The organism is Qipengyuania sp. ABI-127-1 (assembly GCA_022953095.1).
GTDB lineage: Bacteria > Pseudomonadota > Alphaproteobacteria > Sphingomonadales > Sphingomonadaceae > Qipengyuania.
In genome coordinates, this window is sequence record JALJCR010000002.1 from 546,172 (window position 1) to 559,783 (window position 13,612).

General features: G+C 59.0%; 8 protein-coding genes. 1 reads left to right on the forward strand and 7 read right to left on the reverse strand.

Annotated features, from left to right (window positions below):
- Positions 1-140 precede the first annotated feature (140 nt).
- The 5 genes from MUY37_RS12170 to MUY37_RS12190 all read right to left on the reverse strand — a co-directional run bounded on the left by MUY37_RS12170 (position 141) and on the right by MUY37_RS12190 (position 6,484).
- Positions 141-1,187, reverse strand: coding sequence for a type II glyceraldehyde-3-phosphate dehydrogenase (locus MUY37_RS12170; RefSeq protein WP_499195606.1), 1,047 nt, complete (start codon positions 1,185-1,187; stop codon positions 141-143).
- A 46-nt stretch (positions 1,188-1,233) separates the two neighbouring features.
- Complete coding sequence (locus tag MUY37_RS12175; protein ID WP_499195607.1) at positions 1,234-2,172, reverse strand: ribose-phosphate pyrophosphokinase; 939 nt, start codon at positions 2,170-2,172, stop codon at positions 1,234-1,236.
- Entirely contained in the window at positions 2,172-3,707 is a 1,536-nt protein-coding gene (locus tag MUY37_RS12180; RefSeq protein ID WP_499195608.1) for a thymidine phosphorylase family protein, read from the reverse strand. The genes MUY37_RS12175 and MUY37_RS12180 overlap by 1 nt, the downstream gene beginning before the upstream one ends.
- On the reverse strand, positions 3,707-5,068 hold the full coding sequence (locus MUY37_RS12185) for an MBL fold metallo-hydrolase RNA specificity domain-containing protein (RefSeq protein ID WP_499195609.1): 1,362 nt from the start codon (positions 5,066-5,068) through the stop codon (positions 3,707-3,709). The genes MUY37_RS12180 and MUY37_RS12185 overlap by 1 nt, the downstream gene beginning before the upstream one ends.
- 96 nt (positions 5,069-5,164) lie before the next feature.
- Positions 5,165-6,484 carry a hypothetical protein gene (locus MUY37_RS12190; protein ID WP_499195610.1) on the reverse strand — a complete coding sequence of 440 codons (1,320 nt, stop codon included), beginning with the start codon at positions 6,482-6,484 and terminating at the stop codon, positions 5,165-5,167.
- 84 nt (positions 6,485-6,568) lie between these two features.
- Here MUY37_RS12190 and MUY37_RS12195 point away from each other — a divergent pair, with 84 nt between their 5' ends.
- On the forward strand, positions 6,569-8,221 hold the full coding sequence (locus MUY37_RS12195; protein WP_499195611.1) for an acyl-CoA dehydrogenase family protein: 1,653 nt from the start codon (positions 6,569-6,571) through the stop codon (positions 8,219-8,221).
- Between the two features lie 45 nt (positions 8,222-8,266).
- On the opposite strand, the gene MUY37_RS12200 is transcribed toward MUY37_RS12195, so the two are convergent.
- Positions 8,267-10,639, reverse strand: coding sequence for a heavy metal translocating P-type ATPase (locus MUY37_RS12200; RefSeq protein ID WP_499195612.1), 2,373 nt, complete (start codon positions 10,637-10,639; stop codon positions 8,267-8,269).
- Positions 10,640-10,859: 220 nt separating this feature from the next.
- Complete coding sequence (locus MUY37_RS12205) at positions 10,860-13,598, reverse strand: HAD-IC family P-type ATPase (RefSeq protein ID WP_499195613.1); 2,739 nt, start codon at positions 13,596-13,598, stop codon at positions 10,860-10,862.
- Between the last annotated feature and the right edge of the window lie 14 nt (positions 13,599-13,612).

Genomic DNA, 13,612 nt, shown 5'->3' on the forward strand with positions numbered 1-13,612 from the left:
GCTGGCGGGGTAGGATTCGCGCAAGGCTTCGTCGATTGCTTCCTCGCGCAACCGGTGCGCGCGAGAGGTCTTACTGGACCCACACGTTCCTTTTTTATTGAAATCCATAGTAAAGATCCGGATATTGCATCCGCTCCTAATTAGCCCAGATTGAATCCTCCGATCCCGAGGCTCTTTTCGGTGAGCGCCATCGAAACTGCGCGTTCGCTTTCGACTGAGGAGAGCGCACGGATTGCATCGATTGTTTCGGGAATTACGATCGCCTGATTATCGACCATATAATTGTAGCACAGTTCGGTGCCTTCAACCGAGAGGATGTTGCTCCACAGGGCGACCTCGTAAAGGTCCGAATTAGGCCGACCGTGCATCGCCATCGCTTCCTTTACGCTGTTGAGTGCCGATAGGCCGCTGCGCCCGTCGATCAAAAGGATTCGTGTCGAGGAGGCGAAAGCTTCAAGCACTTCTTCCCGGCTCGCAGGGCGCGTCAAATCGACGTACCAGCTATGCAGATGTGCTAGCGTTTCGGGAACCTTGACAGCCATCGTCACCACATTGAGCTCCGGGTCGACCAGACGCGCATCGGGACCCTGATGGCTTGGAATACCGGGTTCGGGGACCAGCGTATTCATGATCCCGCCAAGATGGCTTTCCCAGGGATCGGCTGCTCGGCGCATGAGCGTACCGCGCGCTCGTTTCAGCAAGTCGGCCCGCTTGAGAGCGCCCAGTGTACGCACGATTGACGTCGTGTTGCATGAAACCACCCGGGTGGCATTGCGGCCGACAGCGCTTTCGTAGCTCGTTTCGGCGACGAAGGAATGGCCGGCGACCTCGTGCTTTTCACCGCCCTGGATGATAAAAGGGCGTCCGATGCGTCGATAGAACTCCGCATTTTTGGCGCCGACGCCCTTAGGCGTGCAATCGACGATCACATCGGATTCTTCTGCGAGATCCTCGAGCGTACCAACCACCTTCAGGCCTGCATCGGCGTATTTCAATGCAGCGGTCGGGCTTGCCGAATAGAGATCGACGTCCTGCTGTGCGAGGCGTGCGATCCGCCAGTCGGCGGCGATGTCCGCGACCCCGGTTAGGGACATGTCCGCTTGTTGCTCAACGGCACTCGCGACACGGCGCCCGATCACACCATATCCGACGACGCCGACGCCTATCTTCTTATTATTCCCGGTCATGTCCGCATTCTCCAAATCTCAGTCGTATAACGCCGTAGGCGGGCGATCATCTGCTTACAGGGCGGGGGAACTGCTCGACATCGTTGAGTTCGTCGCTATCCAGGCCGAACTCTTCGAGTGCCGTAGCGATTGACTCTGACATGTCGATTGCGTTCGAGGGATGGTGCACGGTATTTGCGCTGACCACCTGTTTCGCGCCCGCGGCAAGCAATTCGTCATAGGAATGCCCGGCGAATATCGGATGTACCACCACACAGATGGGAGCTGGTGCTCGGGCATTCTTAAGGAGTTCGACGGTTTCGACCAGCGTTCGCGCGCTCGATGCAATATCATCGATGATTACCGGTTGTTTTCCCGTCATGTCGGGTAGGCTGCCGCCGTTTATGGAAACGTCGAAGTCGCCCCAGCGCCTTTTTTCAAGGACAATGGAGGAAGTCTGCGCGCGCTGCGCGACGTCCTGCACCCATTGCTCGCTCTCTTCGTCCGGGCCGATGAGAAGGGCGTTGGGCGCATGTGTGCGTACCCAATCCGCAATCGCCGGGGCAGCTGATACGACCTGGGTTGGCACCGTATAGACGTCTTCCAGCGCCGCGATGCGGTGTAAATGCGGATCGACAGTCACGAGAAGGTCGAAATAGGTCGATAAGAGTCGGGCGAACGACGTCGAGGATACGGCTTCACCGCTTTTGAAAGCTTTATCCTGCCGCATATAGGCCAGATAGGGGGCGACGAGCGAAACGCTTCGGGCGCCTTGGTTGCGGGCCGCCTCGGCAGCGATGAGCAGCGCCATGATTTTCGGATCGGGCCGATCCAGAGTGCAGACCAGAACCACATCTGCGGCCTGTACCGGGGTCATGAGCCGAAGATAGGTCTCGCCGTCCGGAAAATGCCGTCGCTCGATTTGTCCAAGTTCTGCGCTGTAAATCCGAGCAAGCTCTTCGGCCATTCCCGGGGCGGCGCTTAAGGGAAATACGATTCTGTTCATTATGCCTCCAGTTGAACCGCCGCGTCGTTTCGCAATGCGTATGCGAAAGCGTAGTCGAGCTCTCCGCGGCTTTCGCCGTGGATGGTGAAGAGGGGTTGAGCTTTCTCGACCCGTTCGCCCGGCCTGACATGGAGATAGAGGCCTGCGGTGGAGCGTTGCGGCGCACCCGCCAGCTTTGCGATCCGAGCGATGATCCGGTTGTCGAACCCGCTCACATGTCCGGCGCGCGGAGCGAGGAAGTCTAGCGTTTGCGGAGCACAGCCCGGATCGCGAAAGCCGCCTTGCGCTTCACAGATGGCAAGAAACTTGGCTTCTGCCGCACCCTCTGCGAGCAATCGCGCTGCCAAGGCATAGGCGTCGTCCTTGGGAGTCCCGCTCAGTTCAAATATTCCGGCAGCCAGCGCCAGAGCCCGATCTCGCAGATCCATCGGCGCATCCGGCTTACGGCCCAGCACGGCAAGTATGTCATTCGCCTCGAGCGCCGGGCCGATCCCTCGTCCCACTGGATAGCTTCCGTCGGTCTGAACCGTAGCCACGGTAAGGCCGCACTCGAATGCGACGCTCTTGAACAAGTGCGCTAAGGTACCCGCATCGTCGGCACTGCGTATCTTCGCTGTCGGACCAACTGGCAAATCGAGAACCACATGGGTCGACCCAGCGGCGAGCTTCTTTGACAGCACTGAGGCGACCAGCTGCGCGTCGCTGTCGATATCGAGCGCTCGCTCGATCCGGATAAGGACATCATCTGCCGGGCTGAGGTTGACGCTTCCGCCCCAGGCTATGCAGCCGCCTTCCTTCTCGACGACCCGCTTCATCGCGGCAACGTCCAGCGCAACCGGAGCCATGGTCTCCATAGTATCGGCGGTGCCGGCAGGCGAAGTAATCGCGCGCGAGGATGTCTTTGGCATCGTGAGGCCTGCGGCCGCGGCGATCGCGACGACGATCGGCGTGGTCCGGTTTCCGGGCAGGCCGCCGACACAATGCTTGTCCACCACCTGGCCTGTCGACCAGTCCAGCCGATCGCCGGCCGCGAGCATTGCTTTCGTAAGTGCGGCGGTCTCCTGAATGTCCGTTGGTTGTGCGGCGAAGGCGGCGATGAAAGAGGCGATTTCGATGTCGGAGAAGCGGCCTTTCGCCACGTCGAAAACAATCTGCCTTAGCCGTGTTTCGTCGAGCCGGTGTCCATAGAGCTTGGCCCTGACATCGCTGAGCGAAGCGAGCGGTTGGGGATGCCTTACGGTGAGCGTATCTCCATCACGTAGGCACAATCTCTCCAGTAGCGGGAAGGGCATGCCCACTTCATCTTCTGCAACCACATCGTGTTTCGAGCGATAGAGCGTAGCAAGCAGCGTTCTGCCGTTTGCGACGAGCTCAACTCTGGTACGCGCCCGAAATCCCTCCGATTTGGCAACCGGACAATCCTCGTGGATAAAGATCAGCGCTTCGCCATCGGTCTCGATCGGCAAGGCCCGCGCGCGCAAGGGGTGGTGTTCGCCTGCATCACTGGCGATCGGACTAACCGAATTGTCTTGCATCAGAGTGCCACCTCTTCGCCATGTTCGGGCACACGCGCATTCCATCCCAGGCGTTCGGATATGAGCAGTCGGAATGTATCGGATGCGGTTGCCTCGCCATGGGTGACGAAGACCTCGCGTGGCGGCGATCTGAATCCTTCGAGCCAGCGCAGAAGTTCGCTCTGGTCGGCATGAGCAGACAACATATCAAGCTGCGCAACTTCGGCTCGGACGGGAACATAGTTACCGTGGATCTTGAGTTCCTTCGCCCCGTCGCGCAGTGCCGCCCCTCGTGTGCCTCCAGCTTGGAAACCCGCCAGGACGATTGTGTTGCGATGGCTTGGGGCATAGTGCTTGAGGTGATGGAGTATCCGCCCGCCCGTTGCCATGCCGCTTGCCGAAATGATGATTTTGGGCATGGCGTCGCGGTTGAGTTGCTTCGATTCCTCTGCCTCACGAACATAGGTTGCGATACCGCACGCTGCGCGGCATTCTTCTTCCGTAAGCCTGTGTTCGCCAACGTGCTCGCAAAAGATCGAACTGGCATTGATGGCCATGGGACTGTCTAGATAGATCGGCAGCGCTGGGATCCTGCCTGTTCGTTGCAACTGCCCGAGGTGGTAGAGCAATGTCTGGGCGCGACCGACAGCGAAGGAGGGGATCAGCACTGTGCCGCCGCGCCTCACCGTCCGTCCGATAATCTCCTCGAGCAAGGTCTCCGGGTCGCCTTCTCCATGATGCCGGTTGCCGTAAGTCGATTCCGTTATGACGTAGTCGGCTTCACGGATGGGTTCTGGATCGACCATCGTGGCGCTGCCATAGCGACCGATATCGCCTGAAAATGCGATTTTAAGGTCTCCGCATCGCAGTTCTATGCTCGCGGCACCGAGGATATGACCCATCGGTCTGAAAATAGCGCTGCAATCCGGCGTCACCGCGACCGCTTGCGAAAAATCAACGCTCCTGAATGAATCGAGACAGGCTTTGGCGTCGGCTTGCGTGTAAAGGGGGCGGGGGTCGTCATGCTTGCTGTACCCCCTCCGCTTTGCATACCGCGCGTCGGCTTCCATCAGGTAACCGCTATCGGGCAAAAGCAGTTCGCACAGCCGCTGGGTAGCATGAGTGCTTATCACAGGCCCGGCAAAGCCGTCCCGTACCAGGGCCGGTATATAACCTGAATGATCCAGGTGGGCGTGTGTCAGAACGACAGCATCAAGCGATGCAGGATCGACCGGGAAGGGTTGCCAATTGCGGCGTCGAAGTTGTTTGAAGCCTTGGAACACGCCGCAATCAATCAGGATCCGGTGTTCTGGCGTTTGAAGCAAATATTTCGATCCGGTGACCGTTCCCGCCGCACCCAGGAAGCTCAGTTTAAAGCTCACTTTCGACCTTTCTCAATCCCGCTGCGTCATTTTGACGCGCGCAAGTAAAGAGACGTGGCGGTCGGCCTGAGATTACAGAGCTGCCTGTCGGATCGTCTATGCAGGGGCCGCGAAAGAAAGGACTGGGGCAAACCCTCCGCCCGATGTGCGCATGTTGGTGGTCTGGCCCTGATATAGTCGGGCGGCTGCCATCAGTGCGCGCCCGGCATAGGTATAGAGCCGAATGTCGACCTTGAGATCGACGGTTTCGCCGGCCACGCTGACCCGGCGCAGGCTGGGCGCAGTGTAGCGCTGTGCGACGTAACCGCCACGAACGATTTCATCCCAGACCTTTTTGGTCAGTTTTGCGCCGCGATAGGCGGCCTTGCTTCCATAACCGCCAGCGGGTTTGAAGAACCACGCCCGGCGTTCTTTCCAGAGCGTAGATGCGTTGTCAGGATCGACGATCAGGGTTTTCGGAACGGCACTTTGCAAAATCCCGGCATGCGCTTCTGAAACCCCATGCGCGATAAGCCGATGGCGATCCGACAGAAACGCCAAGTTGCGTTTGTCAGCATAGAGGGCATGAACATGAGGATTTGGCGATACTACGACGCGGCCACTCAAATAGGCCTGTCTTAGTGCGCCATTCGTTGGCTCTTGCAGTGCAAAATCTACCAGCCGATTGTAAACAAGATCAATGGGCTGATCGTTCAGCATTAGCGCGTGGCCCGAAAAGGAAAGCTGTTCGGGCGCGCAGATGTCGACAGCGAATCCCGCATTCTTCAACAGCGCGCGCGCCGTGAGAAATTCCGGATATAGAGGCTGGGCCGGCGGTTCTTCGTCGACGATTGCGATACGTTCTGGACGTCCTGTACCTCGCTGCGTACGCCACTCTTCTTCAAACATGGAAGCGATCCGCTCGTTGAAGGCGTGGCTCGGGTGATGCGGGAGGAAAGCCGTTTCCGCATTCGTGCAGCAGCTTTCCTGTGCGTCGGCCAGAATGGCATTCAGAAATGCGCCTCCGGCATTGGTGTTGATCTCGATGAGCTGTGGTCCATCGGCGGTGAGGTGGAAATCGTAACCCATGAACAGACCTCTGGTACCAAAATCATGGGCAGAAATCGGCGGGGCGTAACCTAGGGCTGTCGAACGAAACCCGGGATTGTGCGCGGCAGCTTCGCTCGCCTCGACCACCAACATCATGCGGTCCAGCACTTCTCTATCGACGAACACAGGGGACCTGGAAAACAAATGTGGATGCGATGCGAGAAGGGTTTCGCCGAAGCCAGGCTCCCCGATTCGCTCGTCGAGCATCCGAACGAGCGCTGCCGTGTCGAGCGTAATGCATAGACAATCGACATTCGCATTCTGAGCGTTGAACGCGGTCGTGGCGGAAACAGTCAAATTCTGGATCTCATCGAAGGATTTTCCCAAGAGGCCGAGTTCCTCTGGATATGAAGCACAGTTCCGATAGCATATGGCATCCTCGTCTCTCTTCGCGTCTTACGAAGGTTCGGAATGTCTATTTATCGCCCCCAAAGTCAGCTCATCACCCACGAGGTTTCCAATCAACCTCCACCTCTCGAAGACTTCGATGCCTTTGCGCTCGACCAGCCCTTGCGCGATGCGCTGGCCCGGACAAGCGCGAACCAGCATGGTTCCCGTCTCTCGGCTTTTGGCAAGAAGGTTGGAAGTGCAGAGGTAATCGAGTGGGGACGGCTCGCTAATGAAAATTCCCCGAAGTTGAGAACATTTGATCGCTTCGGGCACCGTATTGACCAGGTCGAGTTTCACCCCTCCTACCACGAGCTGATGCGCCTCGGGTTGGAAGGAGGCGTCTCTGCGGCCGCGTGGAAAGAAGAAGGCGGACATGCGCTGCACGCCGCACTGCTTTATCTCATGACACAGGCGGATGCCGGCACCGTCTGCCCCATGTCGATGACCTATGCGGTTGTCCCGGCACTGCGCGTCGAGCCGGCGATTGCGAATGAATGGGAGCCTCGCGTGACGAGTTGTCGCTACGATACGCGCGTCATCCCGGTCGGCGATAAAGAGGGCGCGACCATGGGCATGGCAATGACCGAGAAGCAGGGCGGTAGCGACGTGCGTGCAAATACAACACGCGCGCGTTGTGTTGGGGAAGGAGAGTACGAGCTGACAGGGCACAAATGGTTCTGTTCCGCGCCGATGTCCGATGCCTTCTTGACGCTGGCTTATGCCGAAGGCGGATTGACCTGTTTTCTGGTTCCGCGCTGGCGCCCTGATGGGAGCCGCAATGCCATTCACCTCATGCGACTGAAGGACAAGCTGGGCGATCGCTCGAACGCGTCGTCCGAAATCGAGTATCACGGCGCTCTCGCGCACCGCGTTGGCGATGAAGGCAGAGGGGTGAGGACGATCATTGAGATGGTACAGGGCGCACGCCTTGATTGTATTGCAGGCTCTGCCGCGGGAATGCGTGCCGCCCTCGTGCAAGCAATTTGGCACACTCGACATCGCACCGCATTCCAGCGGCGGCTGTCCGATCAACCAGCGATGCGAACCGTGCTTTCGGACCTTGCGCTCGAAGCCGAGGGCGCCAGCGCTCTGACGATGCGCATAGCCTCGGCATTTGATGCCGCGGAGAAGGGTAACGAGGAAGAAACAGCCTTCGCCCGCCTGGCGACGCCAATCGCGAAATACTGGGTCTGCAAGCGCCAACCCGGATTCGTCCACGAGGCCCTCGAATGCTTGGGAGGGGCCGGATATGTCGAAGAAGGACCCATGCCCCGGCTGTTCCGACAAAGTCCCTTGAACGCGATCTGGGAAGGCTCTGGGAATGTCATTGCGCTCGATGTTTTGCGCGCGCTTGGCCGCGAACCCGATGCGTGGGAAGCGTTTCGCGGCGAATTGGTCCAAGCTTCCGGCGCGCATGCGTTGCTCGATACGACGATTGAAAGGCTGGACACGCTTTTGGCTGAGGGATTGCCTAGAGAAGCGGACGCTCGGCGGTTTGTCGAAACGGCCGCCCTCGCGCTTGAGGCCGCCTGCCTCAAGCATGCCCCTTCGGCGGTATTTGACGGCTTCTGTGCAGCGCGCCTCGATCCTGCAGCCCGCGCCTTCGCGTATGGTGGCAGCGGCGTTGTGCTGGATCACCATACGATATTGTCGCGGGCCTTGCCGCCCACTTGAATGCTTTGCGCTGCCCACGAATGAGGCATCATGGAACATTGCTGATCAGGCCGACAGCTGACTTGCGTCGTGTTCAGTTTCCTGCCGTATTGTCTTGTCCGGAGACGAAATCCCTTCGAGACGGGTTCGTTTCAGCAAAAGCGCATTTACGGCGACGAGAGCCGAGCTGCCCGACATGGCGATCGCGGCGACTGCAGGGCTGATGATGAGCGGATAGAAAACGCCCGCCGCCGCTGGAAATGCGACCACGTTGTAGGCGACTGCCCAGAAGAGGTTTTGATGCATCTTCCGCAGAGTTGCACGTGAGAGTTCTACCGCCCCGACGACATCGTAGGGGTCGCTGCGCATCAGGACGACATCGGCGCTTTCCATGGCCACGTCGGTACCCGCGCCGATCGCAAAGCCGACGTCGGCCTGAGTGAGCGCGGGGGCATCGTTGATCCCGTCACCGACCATTCCAACCCGTTTACCCTGCGCCTGCAGTTCCTTCACCTTTTCCGCCTTCTGGCCCGGAAGAACATCGGCCAGGACGATATCTATACCCAGCTCTTCGGCTACGCGGCGCGCCGTTCCTTCGTTATCGCCGGTAAGCATCGCCACCTCGATACCCTTGGAGTGGAGCTTCTCGATTGCCCGCCGCGCAGTCGGCCGCGGTGCGTCGGCTATCGCGATGAGGCCTAATAGGCGGCCCCGATAGGCGACATGGACAACAGTCCGCCCAGCGCCCTTCAGGTCTTCTGCGCGCGAGGTCAGATCGCCGATTGCGACATCGTTCTCGTCCATCAGCCGACGATTGCCGAGCAGAATCTTACCATCATTCAAGTCGGCCTGGGCGCCCCTGCCGTCTATGTTGAGGAAGTTTTCCGCATGAGGTGCGTCAAGATGTTTGGCGTGTTCAAGAATGGCGATCGCGAGTGGATGCTCCGACCCCCGCTCGACAGCGGCAGCATATCTGAGAACGTCATCGACCTGTTCCGAAGCAGCCGGCACGACATCAACCACGCGTGGTTCGCCCATCGTCAACGTGCCGGTCTTGTCAAAGATCACCACGTCGAGTTTGGTTGCATCTTCGAGGGCGGAGGCGTTTTTGAAGAGAATGCCGTGCGTTGCGCCCAATCCCGTTCCGACCATTACCGCCATCGGCGTCGCGAGCCCGAGCGCGTCGGGGCAGGCGATCACGAAGACGGTGATGGTCAAGGTCACTGCGAAGAGTAGTGTCTGGCCTATCCACCAGAACCATACAGCGAAGGTCAGAAGGCCGATGACGATCGCGATGAGGACGAGCCACTGCGACGCGCGGTCTGCAAGGAGCTGGGCGGGTGCCTTTGAATTCTGCGCCTCCTGAACAAGCTTTACGATTTGCGCGAGCGCCGTATCGGCACCGACTTTGGTCGCCCGGTAGCGGAAGCTGCCACTCTTGTTGATCGTCGCGCCAATGACCGTGTCGCCAGGGGCCTTGCCCACCGGCATGGACTCGCCGGTCAGCATGGACTCATCGACCTGCGAGCTGCCTTCGACCACCTCGCCGTCGACGGGTATCTTGTTGCCTGGCCGGATGATGATAAGGTCGCCTTGAAGGACTTCTGCGGTGGGGATTTCCAGTTCTTCGCCGTCGCGCTGAACCACGGCCATGGGTGGTGCCAGGTCGAGCAGTGCCCGGATCGCCTGCGAGGCTCCGGCTCGCGCGCGCATTTCCAGCCAGTGGCCGAGCAGGATGAACACTAGGAGGACCGCGACCGCCTCGTAAAACTGGACGCCGGGGAAGAAGAATGTCGATCCGACGCTGAAGAGATAACCCGTTCCTACCGACAAGACGACCAGAACAGCCATGTTCAGAACGCCGTTCCGCAACGCCCGCCAAGCGGCAACAAAGAATGGCCATGCGGGATAGAGCACAGCTGCGCTCGCCAGCCCAAACAGCCAGAGTTTCAGCTCAATGCCGAAGGGTGGCGCGGGCGGTGTGAAAAATCCGCCCATCGGCGAGTAGATGAAGATCGGAACTGTAAACAGTAGCGCGATCCAGAAACGGTTGCGCATGTCGCGCACCATCTCCTGCATGTCCATGCCCCCGCCGTGACCCATCTCGTGGGCCATTTCGTCTTTGCCGGATGGGGCCGCGGACCGGTGCGCATGTCCAAGGGCATCTCCGAAGTGCTCCGTAATCGTTGGTCCGGAGTCTGGCGGCGAACAGACGTGTTTCGGTGTGATCGAGCCCTGGCAACGGAAGCCGCAGCGCGAAATGATGTCCCGCAACCGGTCCGGATTGGTCAAATTGGGGTGGTAATTGACGGTCACGCTCCCTCCTGCCGGATTGGCATTTGCCGAAATGACACCAGCTTCCTGAAGGAGCTGCTTTTCGACCCCCAAATGATCGAGCTCTTCAAATAGGGCGCCGACTTCAAGCGTCAGTGTGGACAAACCAAAATCCTTTCTCGCGGGAAGAACACATGTGGATTCAGATTCAGACGATATCCGCTTGCCTGTCTTACACTCTCCTTTCGCCATATTCGCGCCAAGTCTCCTTCGGTGGATTTGTGCGGGCGATATTGAAGCCCGTGGACAAGGATCGCTAAGGGATGAGGCTGCAAGGAGGTTCCAGGTGGCGCAGTAGCTGCAATCGGTCTGTCGCAGCGTTCGGCTAGCTTCGATGTCCGAAACCACGCGCCAGATGTCTGCCCGCAAGCTTTTCCAGTTCCAGAACCATGAACAGCAGCAGCCCTGACCCGATTGCCATTGCTCCATCGATCGGATCCAGCGACCGCGTGTCGAATAACGCCTGCAGTGGTGGAGCATAGGTGAAGGCAAGCTGCAGCAAGGCTACGGTACCGACACCGATCAGAACTGCCGGGGTGCCCAACAAACCGTCCCAAGTGAAAGATGCACCGTGCCGGTATCGGATGCTGAACAGATAGAATATCTCCATAACGACTATCGTATTTACAGACAGCGTCCGCGCAGCTTCTAACGAAAGGTCGCGGCTTTCAGCCCAGAAGAAAGCGCCAAATGTGCCGATTACGAACAGCACCGATATGAACATGATACGCCAGACAACAAAAGCCGAAATGATTGGCTCATCGATCAACCGCGGGGGGTTGTGCATCGCTCCCGGTTCGGGTGGCTCGAAGGCAAGCGTCAGGCCGAGTGCGACCGCAGTCACCATGTTGATCCACAAGATCTGGACAGCGGTCATGGGCAACGTCAGCCCAAGAAGGAGCGCGCCGATGATTGCAAGCGCTTCGCCACCATTGGTGGGCAGCGTCCATGCAATGACCTTTTGCACGTTGTCATACACGGTCCGGCCCTCGTGTACGGCGTCAACGATCGAGGCGAAATTGTCATCGATCAACACCATGTCTGCTGCTTCCTTGGCCGCTTCGGTTCCTTTCTGTCCCATGGCCACCCCCACATCCGCCCGCTTCAATGCCGGAGCATCGTTAACTCCATCTCCGGTCATTGCCATGATGGCGCCGCTGGCCTGTAGTGCCGTGACCAGCCGCAGCTTGTGTTCAGGTGTTGTGCGAGCAAATATGTCGGTGTAGCCGATGACGCTTTCCAACGCTTTATCGTCAAGCTCATCCAAATCCGCGCCGGTCAGGGGGGCTCGCGCTGCCTTTATCCCAATCTGGTTGGCAATCACTGCTGCGGTCGCGGCATGGTCTCCCGTGATCATTTTTACCCGAACGCCAGCAGTCTGGCAGCCACCGATTGCCGATAGCGCTTCAGCGCGTGGTGGATCGATGAGGCCAATCAATCCGAGTATGGTAAAACCATCTGCCACTTCGGAAAATGAGAGGCTTTCGGTTTCGGACGGCATGTCCTTTGTGGCAATCGCGATGACCCGCCGTCCATGCCTCGCCAATTCATCCACCCGTTGCCGCCACTCGTTAGGGTCGATGGCGCAGACCCCCGCAGCAGTCCCTTGCCGATCGCTCATTGCCACGATGCGTTCCGGAGCGCCTTTAAGGCAGATGAATGTCCCTTGATCGTCGGGCTTGCTGTGTAGCGTGGCCATGAAACGATGGTTGGCATCAAAGGGAATTTCGTCGAGACGAGGATAGCGCTGGCGGACTGGTCCTGCATCAAGGCCAGCTTTGGCCGCAAAGACCACAAGTGCACCTTCCATCGGATCGCCTTCGACGAGCCAACCCGCATCGCTCTTACGTAGGCTTGCATCGCTGGCAAGCAGGGCCGTACAGGCCAACTCGGTCAGCGCGCCATGTTCAGAAGGCTGTATCACCCGTCCATCGCGTTGGATCTCTCCATCTGGTTCGTAACCGACACCGCTTACCGCGTAAGAGCCCGTGTCGATCGCGACGGTCGTAACGGTCATTTCGTTCCGAGTGAGCGTGCCGGTTTTATCGGTGCAGATTACCGAAACCGAGCCGAGGGTCTCGACTGCGGGAAGCCGCCGGATGATGGCCTTTCGCGCTGCCATGCGCCGGACACCGATCGCGAGAGCTATGGTCAGAACGGCGGGGAGACCTTCAGGAATTGCCGCGACCGCAACACCAATAATGACGAGAAACGCTTCTTCGGGTGCATAATCCCGGACCGTTACGGCAAAGCCAAAAATTGCCGCGGACAAAACCAAGATTACAAAGGTTAGGCGCCGGGCAAAGACATCTATCTTTCGCAGCAAGGGCGTCTTGAGCGTATCAACACTTCTGACAAGCGCGCTGACGCGGCCCAATTCGGTAGCACCGCCGGTGCCGACCACCACGCCAGCCCCTTGTCCGGCCACCACCAGAGTTCCCGTAAACACCATGGAACTGCGGTCTCCCAACACCGTTTCCGAAGCGACAGCATGCGGGGATTTGGCTACCGGTACCGATTCCCCGGTAAGCGCGGCTTCGTCGGCCCTAAGGTTTCGGGTCCGGACTAATCGTAGGTCAGCCGGGACCTTGTCGCCCGGGCCGAGTAATACCAAGTCTCCGGGAACGAGCCCTTCCGCGCCAAGAGTCTTGCGCTGTCCGCTCCGGATGACTGTGGCGTTTGGGGAAAGCATGGCCCGAATGGCGTCGAGCGCAGATTCTGCGCGCCCCTCCTGAACGAAGCCGATGACAGCATTCAACAGTACCACCGCCGCAATTACGCCTGCGTCCAGCCGGTGCCCGAGAGCGAAGGTGATGGCTGCCGAGGCAAGAAGTACGTAGATGAGCAAATTGTCGAATTGTGAGACGAAGCGGCTTATTGCCCCTTTTACGCGAGCCGGGGGAAGGCGGTTTGGTCCAACAGTGGCGAGTCTGCGCGCAGCTTCGGATTCAGCGAGCCCTCGATGATCTGTTTCGAGATGTTTCAGGACCTCGTCCACAGATTGGGCGTGCCATGTTTGCGTTTTCACCGGGGCGACTGGTAAGGGTCGAGCAGGTTTTGTCATCGGCTTGTGAGAGA

Bases quoted from the DNA above. Each gene is read 5' to 3' on its own strand.
- MUY37_RS12170 (WP_499195606.1), bottom strand. From the start codon at position 1,187: ATGACCGGGAATAATAAGAAGATAGGCGTCGGCGTCGTCGGATATGGT.
- MUY37_RS12175 (WP_499195607.1), bottom strand. From the start codon at position 2,172: ATGAACAGAATCGTATTTCCCTTAAGCGCCGCCCCGGGAATGGCCGAA.
- MUY37_RS12180 (WP_499195608.1), bottom strand. From the start codon at position 3,707: ATGCAAGACAATTCGGTTAGTCCGATCGCCAGTGATGCAGGCGAACAC.
- MUY37_RS12195 (WP_499195611.1), top strand. From the start codon at position 6,569: ATGTCTATTTATCGCCCCCAAAGTCAGCTCATCACCCACGAGGTTTCC.
- MUY37_RS12205 (WP_499195613.1), bottom strand. From the start codon at position 13,598: ATGACAAAACCTGCTCGACCCTTACCAGTCGCCCCGGTGAAAACGCAA.